General features: G+C 41.6%; 15 protein-coding genes and 1 tRNA gene. 9 read left to right on the top strand and 7 right to left on the bottom strand.

Annotated elements, in window-relative coordinates; translation table 11 throughout:
- Positions 1–2 precede the first annotated feature (2 nt).
- The 5 genes from G496_RS0111930 to G496_RS0111910 all read right to left on the bottom strand — a co-directional run bounded on the left by G496_RS0111930 (position 3) and on the right by G496_RS0111910 (position 5,418).
- A complete protein-coding gene (locus G496_RS0111930; protein ID WP_245577913.1) occupies positions 3–1,124 on the bottom strand; it encodes a glycosyltransferase family protein in 1,122 nt (373 codons plus the stop codon).
- 32 nt (positions 1,125–1,156) lie between these two features.
- The gene (locus G496_RS0111925; protein WP_027179484.1) at positions 1,157–1,774 is read right to left on the bottom strand and encodes a histidine phosphatase family protein; all 618 of its coding nucleotides are present in this window, start codon (positions 1,772–1,774) and stop codon (positions 1,157–1,159) included.
- Positions 1,756–2,895 carry a glycosyltransferase family 4 protein gene (locus tag G496_RS0111920; RefSeq protein ID WP_027179483.1) on the bottom strand — a complete coding sequence of 380 codons (1,140 nt, stop codon included), beginning with the start codon at positions 2,893–2,895 and terminating at the stop codon, positions 1,756–1,758. The genes G496_RS0111925 and G496_RS0111920 overlap by 19 nt, the downstream gene beginning before the upstream one ends.
- 94 nt (positions 2,896–2,989) lie before the next feature.
- Positions 2,990–4,255, bottom strand: coding sequence for a glycosyltransferase family 4 protein (locus G496_RS0111915; RefSeq protein ID WP_027179482.1), 1,266 nt, complete (start codon positions 4,253–4,255; stop codon positions 2,990–2,992).
- Positions 4,252–5,418 (bottom strand): glycosyltransferase family protein, encoded by a 1,167-nt coding sequence (locus G496_RS0111910; protein ID WP_027179481.1) that lies wholly within the window; start codon positions 5,416–5,418, stop codon positions 4,252–4,254. The genes G496_RS0111915 and G496_RS0111910 overlap by 4 nt, the downstream gene beginning before the upstream one ends.
- Before the next feature lie 262 nt (positions 5,419–5,680).
- On the opposite strand from G496_RS0111910, the gene G496_RS0111905 reads away from it, so the two are divergent.
- The 4 genes from G496_RS0111905 to ilvN all read left to right on the top strand — a co-directional run bounded on the left by G496_RS0111905 (position 5,681) and on the right by ilvN (position 9,854).
- On the top strand, positions 5,681–6,850 hold the full coding sequence (locus tag G496_RS0111905) for a hypothetical protein (RefSeq protein ID WP_027179480.1): 1,170 nt from the start codon (positions 5,681–5,683) through the stop codon (positions 6,848–6,850).
- On the top strand, positions 6,847–7,560 hold the full coding sequence (locus tag G496_RS0111900; protein WP_051295007.1) for a class I SAM-dependent methyltransferase: 714 nt from the start codon (positions 6,847–6,849) through the stop codon (positions 7,558–7,560). The genes G496_RS0111905 and G496_RS0111900 overlap by 4 nt, the downstream gene beginning before the upstream one ends.
- 289 nt (positions 7,561–7,849) lie before the next feature.
- Positions 7,850–9,541, top strand: coding sequence for a biosynthetic-type acetolactate synthase large subunit (ilvB, locus tag G496_RS0111895; RefSeq protein ID WP_245577912.1), 1,692 nt, complete (start codon positions 7,850–7,852; stop codon positions 9,539–9,541).
- 4 nt (positions 9,542–9,545) lie between these two features.
- Complete coding sequence (gene ilvN / locus G496_RS0111890; RefSeq protein ID WP_027179477.1) at positions 9,546–9,854, top strand: acetolactate synthase small subunit; 309 nt, start codon at positions 9,546–9,548, stop codon at positions 9,852–9,854.
- A gap of 48 nt (positions 9,855–9,902) precedes the next feature.
- On the opposite strand, the gene G496_RS0111885 is transcribed toward ilvN, so the two are convergent.
- The gene (locus tag G496_RS0111885; protein ID WP_027179476.1) at positions 9,903–11,333 is read right to left on the bottom strand and encodes a DNA integrity scanning protein DisA nucleotide-binding domain protein; all 1,431 of its coding nucleotides are present in this window, start codon (positions 11,331–11,333) and stop codon (positions 9,903–9,905) included.
- A gap of 85 nt (positions 11,334–11,418) precedes the next feature.
- Positions 11,419–13,275 carry a YgiQ family radical SAM protein gene (locus G496_RS19590; RefSeq protein WP_084407559.1) on the bottom strand — a complete coding sequence of 619 codons (1,857 nt, stop codon included), beginning with the start codon at positions 13,273–13,275 and terminating at the stop codon, positions 11,419–11,421.
- A gap of 198 nt (positions 13,276–13,473) precedes the next feature.
- Between G496_RS19590 and thiD the strand changes: the two genes are divergently transcribed.
- The 5 genes from thiD (at position 13,474) to G496_RS0111850 (ending at position 17,900) form a co-directional block, all read left to right on the top strand.
- Positions 13,474–14,832: a bifunctional hydroxymethylpyrimidine kinase/phosphomethylpyrimidine kinase gene (thiD, locus tag G496_RS0111875; protein ID WP_027179475.1), complete on the top strand. Its 1,359-nt coding sequence runs from the start codon at positions 13,474–13,476 to the stop codon at positions 14,830–14,832.
- A gap of 130 nt (positions 14,833–14,962) precedes the next feature.
- Positions 14,963–15,046, top strand: a tRNA-Leu gene (locus G496_RS0111870).
- 106 nt (positions 15,047–15,152) lie between these two features.
- Entirely contained in the window at positions 15,153–16,511 is a 1,359-nt protein-coding gene (locus G496_RS19585; protein WP_051295006.1) for a replicative DNA helicase, read from the top strand.
- Positions 16,511–16,744, top strand: coding sequence for a hypothetical protein (locus G496_RS0111860; protein ID WP_027179474.1), 234 nt, complete (start codon positions 16,511–16,513; stop codon positions 16,742–16,744). The genes G496_RS19585 and G496_RS0111860 overlap by 1 nt, the downstream gene beginning before the upstream one ends.
- A gap of 220 nt (positions 16,745–16,964) precedes the next feature.
- Positions 16,965–17,900 (top strand): hypothetical protein, encoded by a 936-nt coding sequence (locus tag G496_RS0111850; protein ID WP_027179472.1) that lies wholly within the window; start codon positions 16,965–16,967, stop codon positions 17,898–17,900.
- Positions 17,901–17,951: the final 51 nt, after the last annotated feature.

The following is a 17,951-nucleotide window of genomic DNA, read 5'->3' as shown; positions in this document are numbered from 1 at the left end:
GATTATCCTTTGAAATTTTTGAGTATCTCAGCTGAAACATTTGCCCCGTCAATTTTGATTCGGGGTATAGTGTTGCGCTTGGCTTTTAGCAGTTTCTTAATTCCTGACAGCATTGTTCTGGAATTTATTTCATTTTCTTCTATAATATCAATGTTTATATAGCCTGACATTTTATCAATACGCATTTTTTGCTCTCTGTTCTGGGCAAAAGGATGAATGAGAGCAGGTATGCCGGTGCTGACAATATCCATCATGGTGTTATAGCCACCCATGGATATAAGCCCGTCAGCCATTTTTAACAGTGGAACAAATTCTGAGGTAAAACGTCTGATGATAATTTTGGCAGAAGAATTTGAAGCTTTGTGCTTAAGATTATTATATTCCTGTTCATCAAGGAAAGGGCCTGTGTAAACTATAAGACCATTACTGGAATTTAGCTTGATAAATGCGTCGACAACTGAATTAAGCAAAGGGCCGCCGATTTTACCGCCACCGGCCGAAGCTACAAGTAATTTGTCGTTTACTGCGAGTTTTAATTCCGACCTGATATCGATATCAGTTTTTGTACTATGAGTGCGGGCGACAAAACCGGTATATTTTATTTCCGGTTTAATCTCCTGAACTCTGGAAAATGTTTCATCAAGCTTAATTACTTTTTCGTCTGAGTGGACAAGAACTAGATCAAAAAAATCATTAAGTGTCTTTACACTCATTCTTTCATGTTTGCCGCCATCATCACGTTCTACTAGTATGTCTCTAAGGGAGCATACTATTTTTGATTTTGGCAGAAGACCATTTTTAATGTCCTTCATTAAAGGAAGAAGTTCAAAACGAAAAGCTTTGCGTCCAAAGGGGAATAGCTCTACCAGAAAAATATCGGGGTTAAAGTTTTTGAAAGCAGTATGAATTTTAGTTGTTCTTTCAGCTTTTATTTCTTCCAGATCACGTTTTTCATCAAGAGGTTTTAAGCCTCCGAAATTTTCATCCATACAGAGCGCAGGCAGGGGAAGATAGTTAACATAGTCTGGCATCTGCTCTGGAGGTTCAGGACCACCTGAGAGAAAGAGTATATCTTCTCCCTTCAAAGCCTTGCATATTTCAAGACTTCTGAAAAAGTGACCCATCCCGAGTACATGCTGGCAGTAGTAAAAAATTTTCATATCTTATTATTAAGGCTTGCAATGGAAAGTTTTCCGTTAAAATCAAGCCAGTGCAGCCTGCGTTTTTTAAGACTTTTTTTAGGGGTTGGCATAAAATCATGACCAAGAAGTCTGTAGATTAAAGCTTTTAATACCCCTTCATGGGATACAGCAAGTATTTTTGGTGAATTATTTCCAGTAGTTTTAATAACTTTATTAATCTCAGAGTATAAGGACTTCTCAGCTCTGTCAGCTACTTCAGTTCTGCTTTCTCCATTGGGAGGCCTGAAATCCCAACCTTTCATTACCTGCTTTTCGAGTTCTTCATGGTAATCATTTTTTATGTCTGCGAGTAGCATTCCACTCCATATTCCCCAATCTTCTTCACGCAGTCCTTCAGTCATGAAAAAAGGAATGTTTATTCCTGCTGTTACTATTTCGGCGGTCTGGATTGCTCTGCCCAGATCACTACAGATGACGGCATCAAATTGCTGAGGATTAAGCTTTGCTATCCAGCTCTTAGCCAGATTGATTCCATTTTCAGTCAGTGGGGAATTGAACTGCCCCTGAATACGATCAATTTCATTCCATTCTGTTATCGAATGACGAATTAGTGCTATACGGGCTGTTCCCATTTTTGTCTCCGCTTGCATACTGTTAACAACTTCTGTTCAATTTCTTTAAAATTTGTATTGATATCGAATAGTTCTGCTATTCTTTGTCTTGAGTTCAATGACATGGCTTTACGAAGTTTTTTATTTTTTACAAGGTCACAGATTGCTGATGCAAACAATTCAATATTTCCTTCTTCTGTTAGTATCCCTGTAGAGCCGCTTTCAATGGCTTCAGATGGTCCTCTTGTGTTGAAGGCCACAGCAGGAAGACCCGTAGCCTGTGCTTCAAGATAAACCATACCCAAAGCTTCACCTATTCCTGGATAAGCAAAAATATCAGCCGCGCTGTAATATTTGTATAATTCATTTCTACTGATTGCGCCGATAAAATTGATGCTGCTTATGCCAAGCTTTTGAGCTGCATTAACCAGTTCTTCACGGCATTCACCATCTCCGGCAAGAATCAGCTGTGTCTTATTTGAAAAATTAGTTTCGACTTTTTTGTAGGCTTCAAGCAGCGTTAAAAGACTTCTTTGTTTTACGCCTTTTCTGAACATCGCCACGGAAAGAATAACGGTTTTAGCATCTACTTCAAGTTTGTTTCTTATTTCCTTTCTCGCTGCTGCGGAGAATTGAAATTGCGAAATTTGAATACCGGGACGCTGAAAGCTGAGCTTTTCCGGTAGAATAATACGCGAGAGATTCTTATAATCTATGCTCTTGTTTGCAAAGATATGATCTGCATTCAACAGAGCTTTTTTATTTAAAATATAGCCGGGCCAGTTTATAAACTCCCTCCTTCTTTTAGTGGAGAAAACTCCCTGATATATAACATAGGGAACATTAAGTTTTTGTGACAGCAGCGGTCCTAAAATATCAGGAGATTTATAATAACTGTGATATGTCAGCCAGAGATCAGGATTGAAATCTAAAAGTAATTTTAGGGTATCACGGTATTCTTTTAAAAAAGTTATAAATCTAAGTGGCTTTTTTGAAATATTTCGTGCTCTGAATCTGCTGATGATGCGGATATCATGCCTTTGTGATTTAAGTGAATCAAAAAGACTTTTACCAATAAACAGGTCACCTGACGGAGTCGGATGGTCTATCGTCTTATGTGGCGCATAAAAGGCTATCCGCATTTTGATTCTCCATAAGATGCGTTGGATAAAAGCAGGCGGTTGCACAATTAAATATGCAACCGCCATTGGAAACCAGTATTTAAATCATGCTTTATCAGCAGGCTTTAATACCATGCTGAGCATAAACTTCAAAAAGTTTTTCAATCCAGTAAGTATTGTCGAAAACTTCATGGACTCTTTTTAAAGCTTCCGGGATAATTTTTCCCCTCAATTCCTGATCCGTAAGAATTCTTTCAAGAGCATCAGCCATTGCTTTCGGATCTTTAGGATCAACAAGCAGTCCGCTTTTGCCGTTTTCTATTAATTCAGGGATGCCTGAAATATTAGTAGTCACTACAGGGACCGACATCGCCATACTTTCTGCAAGAACATTTGGAATCCCGTCTCTATCGCCATTTGGAGCTATTTCGCAGCCAAGTGTAAATACGTCAGCTTTTTTGTATTCTTCAAGGACTTCTTCATGCGGTCTGGTGCCCAGCCATTCAACGCGGTGTGTCAGGTTCAGCTCATCAATAAGGGCTAGAGTCTGTTCCCGTTCATCACCTTCACCGACAATGCGGTATTTGAAGTCAAGTCCACGTTTATCCAGTTCTTTTAAAGCCTTAAATACAGTTGGCAATCCTTTTTTTGTTGTAAATCTGGCTACTGTTAAAATATTGTAAGGAGCTTTAGCCTCAGGACTGCGTTTAGAAGAAAACAGACTCAGGTCTATACCATGGTATACTTTATGTATCGGTTTTCCTTCAGGAGCAATGCTTTGCAGATATTTGCAGTTATAACCGGTGCAGGTAACTGCAAAGGATGCTGCGCTGATTTTGTCAGTAATTTTTTCAGGAGCCTGCGTATAGATATCTTTGGCATGGGCCGTAAAACTGAATGGAAGCCCTGAAAGAAGGCTGGTGTTACGGGCTACGGATGTTGGTGAATGTGCAAAGTGAGCATGGATGTGGTTTATCCCTGAATCTGGAAGAATTTTTTCAACTATGTATTCTGCCTGCAATAAATGCTTGAGTGACGCATCTGATTTATTGGCGCAGTATTTTTTCTGAATCAGATCAGCACGTTTCTTGTATTCAGGATCTGTTTTATAATTTGCACATTTCAGCCACGCTTCAGCTTCAGTAGAGTTGAATAATTCTTTCATTAGAAGGTCTAATTCCGAAGGAAGATAGGAAACCTCAGCCTGAATTTCTTTAACTGACTTATGGGTAAAATTTTCGCGGGGCTTACGCATTGAAATAATATGAATTTTAACACCGCGTTTTTCCAATAATCTGATTTCATTGGAAATAAATGTCTCTGATATTCTTGGGTAACCCTTTAAAATCATTCCCAGAACAGGTTTTGAAGTATTTGTCATATTGATTTTTTAAAAAGTTTTACTCTTTCATGCATCACATCAAGGCCTGTAAATTTGAATGAATTTACAGCCTGTCTGATTTCCATGGAGTTATTTAACAGATGGTGGATTTTTTCCAGAAGAGCTTCCTGCTCCAGATCATGCCACGGTAGAAAATCGGCCAGTTTCTGTTCTTTAAGAACATTAGCTCTTATTGTCTGCTCAAGTCGTGGTGTCTCACGGGGGACAATAAGGCTGACCTGTTTATGACTAAGAATTTCACATATGGTGTTGTAACCACCCATACTGACAACAAGATCAGCATTGCTGAACAGTTTTTCCATTCGTCTGTAAAAATGATAGAAAGTAACAGAAAGTTTTTTGGCACGTCTGGCGAGATCAAGCCTTTGCTCTTTTGGCATAAACGGGCCTGTTACCATCACAGCGTTGAATTCCTGTTCACCATGGTTTTCCATAGCTTTTAAAAAGGTATCCATAAGTGGATATCCGTCTCCGCCGCCTCCAGCAGTAATTACAACTGTTTTTTTGCAGTTGCGCGCTTTGCAGACTTTGTTTTTTGAATGCTTGCGGCGTGGAATATATCCGGTAAAAATCATTTTTTTACTTACTGAGTCCGGGATGGCGTACTCAGTAACCGGATTATAAAATTCTTTATGACCGTATACCCATATTTCAGAATACAGGTTTTCAAGGACATCATAGATTCCTTTCTGCTGCCAGTCTTCAATTGTGCTTTTGGAGTCATCCATAATGTCTCTGAGACCAAGGACCGTTTTTGTTTTGCCCTCGGCTTTCATCCATTCAAGCGTGGGCATTATCTCGCTTTTCAGTCCTCTCGGAGCCTTATCAACAATAAAAAGATCCGGTTTAAAGCTTCTGGCTGTGGCATCTATAATGGATTGCCTGATTGTCATTGCATGAATAGGATCAATTTTTATGGAGTGGGGTACATAAACGTCGTTAGATTTTTTAATCATTCCCGGGATTCTTACAAAATCAATCTGTTCAGGGAATTCAAAGCGCCCGACCAGTGGTGATCCGGTCATTATCAGGATGTTTACGCCTTCGGCCTTCAGCTGGGATGCAATGGCCATTGTTCTCCGAATGTGTCCAAGACCGTAAGTGTCGTGGGAGTACATCAGAATATTATATTTTTTATCCATCCTCTGTTCCGGAATATCTTTTATAATCGAAGTTTTTGATTTTTGCGCAAGGCGGGCCATAATAAAGTAGTGTTCCTAGCTGAAAGGTGAACCCATGTAAATCCCTTGACAAAAAAGTATCCATAAAGGCGTCTCTACAGAATTATTCCTTTTTGAATATTCTTGCAATTTTTAAAATACTTCTTTCAGTTACAATCTTTTTACTTGCGGAGAAATACACTATCAGTTCAAAATATAAAAAATAACTGTTCGGGAAAATTAAATGAATTCAAGATTGGATTTGCTGGTATATGCCCATGACGGCAGAGGGCTGGGACATGTGAGCAGAAGTGCTGCAGTGGCTATGGCTTTTAAACGCCTTTATGCTGATAGATCCGTCCTTTTGATGACTGGATGTTCTAAAACAACAGATTTAACCGAAGGAAGAGTTGATTGGCTGAAACTTCCTTCTTATGAAACAAGCATAGTCTCCGGTGTTTCGGCCGGTGTTTCTGGTCCATCAGGTTTTGCAGATAATGATCTAGGCTTATTACGATCTGTAATGATCGATGATATAGTTAAGAATTTCAAACCGGCTGTAGTTCTGGCGGATCATACTCCTCAGGGAAAGCATCGTGAGCTTGTTAAAGCTCTTGAAGAGAACCATGGTTCAGATACCAGATGGCTTTTGGGAATTCGTGGTGTTGTAGGTGAAGTCGGAAAAGTCTGGTCCGATTTTGCCTCTGATTTATATTCGCGCCATTATCATGGTTTGATCTGGTACGGAGATCAAAAGGTTTCAGGGCAGGGAGAGTTGAATCGTCTTAGAGATCATTTCAACGCTAATCCATTTACAGCAGGATATGTTTCGAGACTTAATGAGCTTAAAAAACTTTGGGACAAGTCTCCAAGGGGTAAAACTTCAGAGCGTCTCGACGGGGTTGTTTCCGTTCCATGGACGATGTCCGGTTCAAAAGAACTGCTTTTAAATATCATTACTGCGGTCAACAGGATGGGGCGTGGAAAGTGGAGCTTTTACCTTGGTGGCTGTACCGAGTATGAAAGACAGTCTTTATTGAATGAGATTGATCCCGGTGTGGAAATAGAAATGAATAGTGTTGGTCCGGGATTTTTAAGTGATCTTTTAAGGGCTGACTGTGCTCTGGTTTACGGCGGGTATAACAGTCTTACAGATGTTCTGGCTGCCGGGATTCCTGCTGTTGTCATGTTGAGAGGCATGAAAGATGGTGAACAGGAAAAACATGCCAGAATGTTGTCTGAAACTTCTCCTCTCATTGTTGATGTTATCGGGAGTGAAGAGGTCGGCTCCGACAGAATTTATAAAGCGTTGGCAGCGGCTCATGGTTCAGGTCTTAAAAAAAGTTCTAACATTAATCTTGATGGAGCTGCTGAAGCTGCTCGGTATATTCATTCCTTTCTGGGAGAACTATGAATTTAACACCTTCGAAAAAAAAACGTAAAAAAATAAAGAAAATCACTAGTGTTTTGTCTGTTTACGAAAAGAGACAATGGAAAAGAATCTTAGATTCAGAAAACAGAAATGTCCGCATTCTTGAAGTCGGTTGTGGAAGATGCTCCAAGACTGTTTTATTAAAAAAGTTTGGTTTCCATAATATTCTCGGGGTTGAGAAAAATTTAAACCTTGTGAATATGGCTGTTTCTGAAGGTTTCAATGTAGTTGATGTGGATAGCTTTGAACGTGAATTTAAGGATGAGCAGTTTGATCTGCTGATTTTATCACATATTATAGAGCATTTTGATTTTAAAGACCTTATTGAATTTATGAGTGGGTACTTAAAACATCTTAAACCGGGGGGCCGACTGCTCATTGCTACTCCCGTTTTACATGAACATTTCTGGCTGGATCTGGACCATGTTAAACCTTATTATCCTCATGGAATAAAAAATTTTTTTGGCTCCGATGACGAGCAGGTCCAGCTTAGGCTTCCGTATAAGTTAAAACTTATTGATATCAGATTTCGTAGAGGACCATATAAAGTAAAGCTTTCAAGAGCTCTTTTGTTGAAAAAAAACGACCTCCCTATGCTGTTAATTAATTTAATGAGTGCCTTCTTTTTTAAAATTAGTTGTGGTCTGTTGGGACATAAAACAGGGTGGATTGGATTATATAAAGTTTATTAGATGTTTTTTTAAAAAGTGCTTGCTAATTATTTTTTCCTGAAATAGTTTTAATCAAATTTTAAGGAATTTAAGGAAAAACAGGAAAATACTTTAAAAGATGAATACAGCTTCCCTCACTCTATCACTAAGAAACCTAGTAAGCCCTGCATTTGTTGCAGTGGTCGTGGTTTCTATTGTGGTCGTCGTGAGCTTCATCAAGCCGGAGGGAAGGTTGTAATCTTGTAAGTGTAAATTCTTGCAGACTTTTCAACCCCCCGCCGGCTTAGCCGGCGGGGGGTTTCTTTTTGGAATGGAAAAAAGGAAACAGGAAGGTGTGATAATGAAATTGAGTGGTGCGGAAATTATCATCAACATGCTGGAACGGCAGGGTATTACAACCGTTGCCGGCATTCCGGGGGGATCTACTCTGCCTATTTACGATGCCCTTGGAAAAAGTTCTATAAAACATATCCTCTCGCGACATGAACAAGGTGCCGGATTCATCGCGCAGGGGATGGCAAGGACCACGGGCAAAGCGGCAGTATGTTTAGCCACATCCGGTCCCGGTGTTACAAATCTTTTAACGGCCATAGCCGATGCATGTCTTGATTCCATTCCTATTATCGCCATCACAGGTCAGGTTACCAATTCCCTCATTGGAACTGATGCTTTTCAGGAAGTTGATACATACGGCCTGACAATACCAATCACCAAACATAATTTTTTAGTCCAGAGCTGTGAAGATCTTCTTGAAGTTATACCGGAAGCTTTTCGGATTGCAGAGTCAGGGAGGCCCGGTCCGGTAGTTATTGATGTACCTAAAAATATTCAGAATGAAGTTATTGAAATAAAGAGCTGGCCTGAGCCTTATATCAAGGACGAACCGGTGATGTTCAATGAAGATAATATGGAACGTGCTCTCGAAATGATAAATAAGGCCGAACGTCCGGTTTTATATGTCGGCGGGGGAGTTATCGCCGGGGATGCTGTTAAAGAAGTTCAGGAGTTTTCAAAACGTAATTCTATCCCTGCGGTCTCGACTCTTATGGGGCTCGGGGTTTTTAAGGATTCGGACCCCGGATTCCTTGGAATGCTTGGTATGCATGGGGCCAGATACACCAACATGGTTATGGAAGAAGCAGATCTGCTTATAGCCCTCGGGGTGAGATTTGATGATCGTGCTGTAGGTAAATCAAATGAATTTTGCTGCCACGCTGATATAATCCATGTTGATATTGATCGTTCCGAAATTGGAAAAATAAAAAGCTCCAATCTTTCAGTTGTTGGTGATGTTAAATTGGTTCTTCAGGATTTGTGTAAATCTGTTCCAGAATCATCCCGTTTAGAGTGGAATAACCGGGTTGCAGAAATACGCTCAAGTAATCCCAGACAGCTCCCTGACAGTGAAGACTTCTTTCATCCCATCAACGTGATCCATAAGATATCAGAATTTGTTCCAGATAATACGGTTATCTGTACCGATGTCGGACAGCATCAGATGTGGGTTGCACAGCATTATCCGTTTTGCGGGCCCAGAACTCTGCTTACTTCTGGTGGGCTTGGTACAATGGGATTCGGTCTCCCCAGCGCAATAGGAGCAGCTTTAGCTGATAAAGAAAGGAAAGTTGTTTGTGTCAGTGGTGACGGTTCTATTTTAATGAATATTCAGGAGCTTGCCACTCTTGCGGAACAGCAGTTGAATATTAAAATTTTAATAATGAATAACAATAGATTAGGGCTTGTTAGACAACAGCAGGAACTCTTTTTTGAAGGAAGGTATGTTGCCTCAACTTTCAAGTCTAATCCTGATTTTGCTTCTGTTGCTGCCGGATTCGGAATTGTTTCAGCTGACCTCGGCAGTGAAGATGACCCTGAAGCAGCTCTTGGCAGACTGCTTTCGTTTGATGGCCCATGTCTCATAAATATACCCATAGGCTTTGAAAATAATGTTTTCCCTATGGTTCCCCCTGAATGTGCTAATCGTGAAATGATTGGAGGTTAAGAAAATGCATAACTATGTGATCAATCTTCTGGTTAGAAACCATGCCGGTGTAATGAGTCAGATTACGGGACTTTTCTCCCGCAGAAATTTTAACCTTGAAGGAATAGTCTGTGGTCCTGTTGGAGATGGTGGAAGAAGCAGAATGTATCTTACGGTGGCCAGTGATTCCAAACTTGAACAGATTCTTCTGCAGTTGCAGAAGCTTTATGACGTGCTTGAAGTCAGCCGGGATGATGATAATTCCGTCAAAGAACTTCTTTCCGGGCTTAAAGATTCACCTGAATACGAAAATTCCATGCTTAAAGCAGGTTAGTTATTATAAACGGTCTGCATCCATTGTGGAAGCAGACCGTTACAATCATTATGGATTTATCCACTCTTCAAGTTCAGGTGGAGTAGTTACACATGCAAATTGCTGCTGCCAGTTACATTGTGCTGTCAGCTCAATACCATGCTGAATTATTGATACAGGTTTATCTGAAGAAACTACGATAATAACAATATTGTCACGCTCAGCTGTGAAGCGTAGGGCGGAATTGAATCTTGCTCCTCTGGCCCGGTTTTCACCAGAAACACTGCGTCCGTCAAGAAGACAGGCAAAACCGTGGAGGTGAAGGTCTTTCCCGATGTGAACTGCTCCGTCAAGTTTAGTAAGTGAGCGCGCCAGTGATTCCATTTCAGGTTCCCGCAAATCAATCGGTTCTTCAAGAGTCTGCCCGGCAATGTCTACAGGCTCATCATTAAAATCAAGCACGAGTGTGCAGCCATGACTCCTATGTCCTGCACTGCTCACCAGCTTGTTGACTATCTTGAACATTTCATGGCGGTCATTGGGATCAATATTAAGTTCAATCAGAACTTCCTCAAGTTGAACGAGGTTCGGATGATAATTTGTGGAAGAGAACTTAGCGTCCGAGAAGCTGCATACAGGATTTTTAGAAAGGTAAAGGAATCCGAATTCTCCTCTGAAATGAGCGGTTATTGAATTGTCAGTCGGTGCGCAATTGGCAATTCCAACAACTTCCTTACCGTCTGAAACAAGTTTTCTTCCTGAAAATTCAACTGATTGCAGAAGTTTTCGTACGTGCTTATGATTTTTTAACTCTGGCCTTTCATTTTTAGGAAATTTGGCTATGAAATTTATCCCGTTGAGTTCTGAGGGTTCAATAAAGATTAAATCTCCTTTAGCCCATGCTCCTTCTTCTTTTGTTTTTGAAATACCTAGAATTGCATCAAGAATAGGATAGACCCTTATCTGTGTATCCCAGCCCATAACCATATTTCTCTGATCAACAATATAGTCGCGGACCGCGTGTGTTGCATATTCTCTGAGCAGGTGGCCGGAACTGTCTATGCGTAAAATATTTTGTGTCGCAAAGTCTTCAGAAAGCAGAAGAGCTGCGTATTCAAGCCAGCTTTCAGTCGGTCCTGTAGAGCAGAGATCCGGATGGTGCTCTGTAAACCAGCGTTGATAGAAAATACTGTTAGAGCGTGCTCCACAGGTAATAAGGCCTGATAGTTCCAGATTTTTGTTTTTTACAACTTTAATAAGCCGGCTTTGTTCCTTGTGGCCTGATCCCGGTTTCCAGTCTTCCGATTCAAGAAAGATTTTTTCAAGGACCGGTTCATGACCACGCAGAAGATCCTGAGGATCATAAATTCTTATAGGATCATCAGGATTGATTGCATACAATAGGGCCGTTCGGCTTGGATGTGAGAAATGTGAAAGGCCGTCTCTTAATCCATCCATAATATGAAATATGCATAAATTGGCGAAAGAGTTGGAACACATAATATTGGATCCTTGCGGAAGAGTTTATTGTTTTAAATACAATAGTTCATTTATTAGCTCATTCCAAGTGTAACAAGGTTTAATTTTATTTTTTACGTTTTTTTTCGCCTTTATTTTTCTTTTTAGAGTAAGAATTGCTGGTATTAGCTGATTGTTTTACATTTTTTTGTTTTGAGCTGTTTTTAAATCTTGAATGATGATTTGAGTTTTTATGTTTATCAGGTCGGCTGCCGATATCAGGAACAAGAATGGCATGCTGCCGCAATCTCTGTGCATCGCTGCGGGCTACAAAAATTTTGTTACCGGAAGGATCAGTTTCGCTATAAAACATGGCCGTGGCTACAGTTCCCGGAGTAGGAATGAAGCATTGCACCTGCCGTGGTTTCCAACCTCTGCTGCCGAACCATTCTCCAACTCTCTGCATGTCTTTATCCGTACATCCGGGGAAAGCACTCATAAGGTAAGGAATTACATATTGTTCCTTGTTGTATTTATCTGATTCGGTCTGGAACATTTTTAAAAAATCTTCAAAAACCGGAAGATTAGGCTTTCTCATTAATTTAAGAACAGGTGGAGAAATATGTTCCGGTGCAACTTTTAACTGCCCTCCAACAAATTCACCGAAAAGGGCAGACAGACTCTTGCGGTCTTTGAGGCCAAGATCAAAACGTACACCGCTTGCCACCCTGACATGCTTTATTCCTTTTACTTTGTTTACGTCCCTGAGCATCTCAAGGTTTTTGCCCTGATTGAATTTAAACTGTGGGCATACATTTGGAACTAGGCAGCTTTTACGGTTGCATTTTCCTCTTTCAAGAACACAGTCGGCCATCCACATATTGGCACTGGGGCCACCGACATCGGATATTGAACCGTCAAAAAACGGAAGTGAAGCCATTGATTCTGCTTCAGAAAGTATTGAATTTTTGCTTCTGGACCTTATATGCCTGCCCTGATGCAGTGCTATTGAACAGAAAGAACATCCACCCCCGCAGCCGCGATGTGAAGTAATGCTGAATCTGATCATTGTTTCAGCAGGAATTTTTTGGGTATATGAGGGGTGTGACCTGCGTTTAAAAGGTAATGAATAAAGCCAGTCCAGCTCTTCAGTTTCAAGATATTCCGCCGGTGGAGTAAGAATAACAAATCTTGAATCTACAGGCTGGACAGCGTTTTTTTTGCCGCCATGAACCTGTTCTTCAAGCAACATTGTGGCTTCCATCAATTTTTGTGGAGAATCGAGCATTTCCTGATGTGATGGAAGATAATAACTGTCTGCTTTATTGGGAAGGTCCTGTGCTTTTCCTATGTAAGCAGTCCCGCGTATACCTTTTAGAACTTCTGATGAACCGTTCTGATTTAATTTTACAGCAGCTTCGAGCATGGCCCTTTCACCCATGCCATAAACAACCAGATCAGCTTTGCTGTCAAAAAGAATTGGTTTTCTAAGTTTATCAGTCCAGAAATCATAATGGGATATTCTGCGAAGTGAAGCCTCTATACCCCCGAGAATAACAGGAAGACCGGGAAAAGCTTTTTTTATCAGATTAGTATAGACAATACAGGCTCTATTGGGGCGTGCTCCGGCTTTTCCTCCGGGAGTATAGGCATCATCACTGCGTTTTTTTCTGAAAGCGGTGTAATGTGCAACCATCGAATCCAAGGCACCTGCGGAAATTCCAGCATAGAGTTTAGGGCGGCCCAGTGCTTTTACAGAGTCCGGGTCAGTCCAATCCGGCTGACAGATAAGCGCTACTTTGAATCCGTTTGCAGCTAGAACTCTGCCTAGCAGCGGGATACCGAAACTGGGGTGATCAATATAACTGTCTCCTGAAATAAGCAGAATGTCCGGGCGTTCCCAGCTAAGCTTTTTTATTTCTTCTGGAGTCATCGGCAGAAAATCAGGTTGTTGTCCGTTGGCGATAATGGTTGCTTTGCTCATAAGCTGGACTATATAGACGCAGTCTGTCACAGGCAAGAAAGATAAAATATATCGGTGTTATTAGTTCTGGGAAATTTTATATATGTTCAACAGTTTTTTTCTTTTGTAGTCTTCGTGTTGACCATATACTTCTTCGTGGGTACAAAACCATGTTGTATATTAAAATAAATTAATTTTATTCATATAGATGGAGGAATGATGGAAGCTCTTCCAAATGTTTTAACCATAGCCGGATCTGACTCCGGTGGTGGGGCTGGTATTCAGGCGGACCTGAAAACTATTTCTATGATGGGAGCATACGGAGCAAGTGCAATAACAGCAGTAACGGCTCAAAATACATGCACTGTTTCCGGTATTGAAGGACTTACTCCTGATTTTGTGGCTCTCCAGATTGAGACTGTTACCAGTGATATAAAAATTGATGCTGCTAAAACCGGTATGCTTTTTTCCGCACCTATAATCAGAACCGTAGCCGGGGTGCTGGCAGACAAGAAGTTTCCTCTGGTTGTCGATCCCGTATGTGTAGCCCAGAGTGGTTCAAGGCTTCTTAGGGAAGATGCTGTAGAAGCTATGATGGAGATGTTTCCGCTTGCTGACCTGCTTACTCCCAATGTTCCTGAAGCAGAACTTTTTACAGGTATTGAAATCAAATGCCGTGAAGATTTCTTTAAAGCTATAGAAATTTTATTGGGTATGGGACCCAAGGCCGTATTGATCAAGGGCGGACATTTTGATTCAGTTGCGGCTACAGACTGGCTGGGCATAAAAGGACAGGAGCCTATTCCTCTTATGCAGCAGAGAGTAAAGTGTAATAATAATCATGGCACAGGATGTACTCTTTCTGCAGCAATCGCCTCAGGACTTGCAAAGGGTGAGAATTTGGTCACCGCCATTCGTCATGCCCAACAGTTTCTTAATCTGGCACTTAGGTCTTCTTTCAGTTTAGGGGAAGGAAGCGGGCCGCCGAATCACCTTGCACCTATGCTTATTGAAAGACTCAAAGTAAATGTTCTAAATGAGCTTTATGATTTTGGTAAGAAAATAAAATGCAAGCATAATTTATTAAGGATTGCTCCTGAATCCAGAATGAATGTAGCGCTGGCGTTGCCCTATGCCGGGTTGACAGAAGATGTTGCTGCCTTTTCAGGCGGATTTTGCGTTGCTGAAGATGGGGAAGTCCTGATTTCAGGAATGCCTAAATTCGGAGCATCCGAAAGAATGTCAAAAATAATTATTGCAGCTCGAAAAAAAGTCCCTGATATCAATTGCATGATTAATATTCGTCTCGATGATGCAATCTTGAAAGCTATGACTGATTGTGGGATGCTCCTGAAGTGGTTTGACCGCAATAATGAACCTGATAAAAATCGCAGAGATGAAACCTCTACGCTGGAATGGGGTGTTTCCGAAGCATTGTCCGAATGTGAGCCCAATAGTGTTGTGGACGCTGTTTGTGACAATGGAAGTGACGGGCACGAGCCTTTGATACGGATCATGGCAAAAGATTTGAATGATCTGGAAAGAAAACTTGGTCTTATTTTAAATTCCTTGAATTAATATTCATACATTAATGAATTAAATTTTAACGATTTTGGTTGACACGTAGGCCAAGGCTTTATAATAAGCCAACGGCATACGACATTTCGTATCTTTACAAATGTCTGCGTTTGATTGAATATTTCAGAGTGCGAGAGTGGCGGAATTGGTAGACGCACTGGATTTAGGATCCAGCGGCCTAGCCGTGAGAGTTCGAGTCTCTCCTTTCGCACCAATGTCAATATAAACACCCCTTTACAACAACATCTCCATAGTTGTTTTAAAGGGGTTTTTTTTGGTTTTTGTCCCCTATTTGTCCCCGCTCGTCGTGGTAGGTGGTCATGAGTATCACCGCTCCACCTAACAATCCTGAATTGGAAAGGGCCGTTCTCAGTGCCGTCATCAGGCTTAATGGACGCAATCTTGATTCTCTGCTTTCCATATTAAAATCCCCTGATTATTTTTACAGTCCTGTCCATCAGGCTCTATGGCAGACGATGATGGCCATGCACAGAGATCAGATTCCTATTGATCTGGTAACATTAAATGACCGTCTTATAAAAAACGGCCGTTCCGATGCTTGTGGTGGGCCTGTTTATCTTGCTGGACTGCTGGAAGATCCTCAACCTGTCAGCCATGCTGAAAGTTGGGCCAGAGATCTTCAAGGCTATGCACGCCGCAGGGCCATGGCCGCTATGGGTCAGCAGCTGATTGAAAACGCTTATTCAAATGATACTGACCCGTCCACTTTTGCCGCAAAGGCTCAGGAGATTGTTGATTCCGTTCTTGAGGACAGGATTGAAGTCTCTGCCCAGAAACCTTCGGAGATAATACATGACTATGTGAGTTATCTTGAAGGCCTTGAAGCCCGAGGTGGTGACGGAATTAAAACCCATCTTTATAAACTTAACAGTATCACCGGGGGCTTTCTGCCTGGTGAAATTGTTATTCTTGCAGGCCGTCCCTCCAACGGCAAGACCGCACTTGCTCTTAATTTCTCTTTGTATTCAATAGTTAAGGAAGTTCCTGTTGGCATATTTTCACTTGAAATGATGCGCTATCTGCTGGTGAACCGCTTTTTGGCGTCAACTCACGGCATTAACAGTATGCGATTTCGTGATGGGAAATTTTCTGAGAAAGATTGGAGCAATATATATGACTTTGCCCAGTATTTTGAGGGGCTGGATTCTAGTTTGCGAATATGGGACAGGCCTTCGCTTTCTGCTTCGGAGCTTAGATCGCAGTGTAGACGCTGGAAACGTGAATTCGGATTGAGGCTGGCAGTTGTTGATTACATTCAGCTTGTACGGCCTGATTCAAAAGGCGGTTCCAGAGAAAGAGAAGTTGCCGAGATTTCTCGAATTATGAAAGAAACCGCAACCGAATGCGGAATAACTCTGCTTGTGCTGGCACAGCTCAACCGTGAGGTTGAATCTCGCAAAAATAAAATTCCTCTGCTTTCTGATCTGCGTGAGTCCGGTGCGATTGAGCAGGACGCTGATCAGGTTATTTTTATCCGTCCGTGGAATCCAAAAACAATTGATGATCTGGTTACGGTCACCCTTGATGTGGCCAAAAGCAGGAACTCGAATACCGGAAGTCTTGAGACCGTTTACCGCCGCAGGAGACTGCAATTTTTAAATGATAAGGAACAGGATTGGAACTGGCTGGACTTTTTTCCGGCCGAGGAGGGTGAGTAATGTCTTTTTTACGCCACGCCGTTGTCAGGCAGTCTGAACATTCTCCCTGGAGATTACTGGTTGTGGGAGCTGAGAAATGTAAATTGAAAGGTTCTTATGTCAGGGCCAGACAGATTGGCGACAGGATCTGCTGCCCGATGTGCGACAAGCTCTGTAAATGTCCGGAAGATGTGGAACATGACCAGCAGGTTTTCATCATCAAAGATTCCGGCGTTAGGAACAGGGATGGTTAACGGTTGTTATGCGGATGCAGTGCATTGGCATTGCATCCGCATAAATAAAGCACAGCCTGAAATTTTTTGATTTTGGGTGAAAGTGCTCTTGTTCTCAGGGCCTTCCCTGTTTTTTTTGAATCTTTTTAAAGTGTTATAGAGAAAAATTTGCTTGAGTAATGCCAGTGCATTGCCACTGCATTGAACCCGCAAAGCAGAAAAAATTTTAAGGAGTGCGGTCATGGCTGGGCGAGTAAAAAATGTGACTGACATCCGGCTGGACGTTGAATTTTTTGAGGACTTCAGGTTCCAGAAGATAATGAGACGGTTCGGGACTGAGGGTGTGTTGGGAGTGATTCTGTTATGGTGCTATTGTGCCAAACATTTTCCCAGTGATTCCGGTCATTTTCCTAGATATTTTGATGAAGAAGACCTGCTTTTTGCCTGCAAGGTTGATCTTGACCGTCATGACTATGTTGAAATGCTATTACAGCTTGAAATGATTGGTAAAGAAGATGGTCATTTTTATATCTGCGAGTGGGATGAAATGCAGCCTTGGGCAGCTGAGGCAAGGGAAAGATCAGAGAAGGCTAAAAAAGCTGCGGCCGCAAGATGGAAAAAAGAGAAAAAACAGCCTGTTAAAGAGATGAAAAAGAGTTCTGAAATAGAGGAAAAAAAAGATGATGCCAGTGCATTGCACGAGCATAAATCCGGCAAAGCTAAAAAAATGCAAAACGGCGATTTTAGCAATGCCCCTTCTCCTTCTCCTACTCTCTACGTAAATACCCCCTATAGTCCCCCGGAGGGTGACGAGTTGGTGGAAGTTTTTTGCGAAGTTCTTCCGGAGTTGCCAAAGCCGAAAGCAGTGACTGAAAAGCTGATGGGAAAAGTCCGAAAGTGCAGGTGTGAAGGTGGACCGAATGAGAAAGGCATTTTGTGGTGGCGTTGGTACTTTGAACAGGTCAGAGATTTTCCATTTTTGCTGGGTGAAGTTAATCCGGAATGGAAAGCCAGTCTTCCATGGCTGATTAATCCTGAAAAAATGTCCAGAGTTCTTGGAGGTGAGTATCAAAGCCGGGAGGAAATGGAGGTTAACGGATTAACTTCCGGTCAGGCAGGGTCTCAAGGCATGAGCGAGGAGGAATATGCAAGAAAACTTGCCGTTGGGGAAGGTTAAGCGGAAGTTAATTTTAACCGAGTCAGAGTAAAGTTACTGAGTTATAAAATT

The sequence above is a fragment of the Maridesulfovibrio bastinii DSM 16055 genome (assembly GCF_000429985.1).
GTDB lineage: Bacteria > Desulfobacterota > Desulfovibrionia > Desulfovibrionales > Desulfovibrionaceae > Maridesulfovibrio > Maridesulfovibrio bastinii.
The sequence above is the reverse complement of the archived record's forward strand: the minus strand, read 5'-3'. Positions and strand labels throughout refer to the sequence as shown.

Bases quoted from the DNA above. Each gene is read 5' to 3' on its own strand.
- G496_RS19590 (WP_084407559.1), bottom strand. From the start codon at position 13,275: ATGAGCAAAGCAACCATTATCGCCAACGGACAACAACCTGATTTTCTG.
- ilvB (WP_245577912.1), top strand. From the start codon at position 7,850: ATGGAAAAAAGGAAACAGGAAGGTGTGATAATGAAATTGAGTGGTGCG.
- G496_RS0111850 (WP_027179472.1), top strand. From the start codon at position 16,965: ATGGCTGGGCGAGTAAAAAATGTGACTGACATCCGGCTGGACGTTGAA.
- G496_RS0111915 (WP_027179482.1), bottom strand. From the start codon at position 4,255: ATGACAAATACTTCAAAACCTGTTCTGGGAATGATTTTAAAGGGTTAC.
- G496_RS0111930 (WP_245577913.1), bottom strand. From the start codon at position 1,124: ATGGGTCACTTTTTCAGAAGTCTTGAAATATGCAAGGCTTTGAAGGGA.
- ilvN (WP_027179477.1), top strand. From the start codon at position 9,546: ATGCATAACTATGTGATCAATCTTCTGGTTAGAAACCATGCCGGTGTA.
- G496_RS0111860 (WP_027179474.1), top strand. From the start codon at position 16,511: ATGTCTTTTTTACGCCACGCCGTTGTCAGGCAGTCTGAACATTCTCCC.
- G496_RS0111925 (WP_027179484.1), bottom strand. From the start codon at position 1,774: ATGGGAACAGCCCGTATAGCACTAATTCGTCATTCGATAACAGAATGG.
- thiD (WP_027179475.1), top strand. From the start codon at position 13,474: ATGGAAGCTCTTCCAAATGTTTTAACCATAGCCGGATCTGACTCCGGT.
- G496_RS0111885 (WP_027179476.1), bottom strand. From the start codon at position 11,333: ATGTGTTCCAACTCTTTCGCCAATTTATGCATATTTCATATTATGGAT.
- G496_RS0111920 (WP_027179483.1), bottom strand. From the start codon at position 2,895: ATGCGGATAGCCTTTTATGCGCCACATAAGACGATAGACCATCCGACT.
- G496_RS0111910 (WP_027179481.1), bottom strand. From the start codon at position 5,418: ATGGATAAAAAATATAATATTCTGATGTACTCCCACGACACTTACGGT.
- G496_RS0111905 (WP_027179480.1), top strand. From the start codon at position 5,681: ATGAATTCAAGATTGGATTTGCTGGTATATGCCCATGACGGCAGAGGG.
- G496_RS19585 (WP_051295006.1), top strand. From the start codon at position 15,153: ATGAGTATCACCGCTCCACCTAACAATCCTGAATTGGAAAGGGCCGTT.
- G496_RS0111900 (WP_051295007.1), top strand. From the start codon at position 6,847: ATGAATTTAACACCTTCGAAAAAAAAACGTAAAAAAATAAAGAAAATC.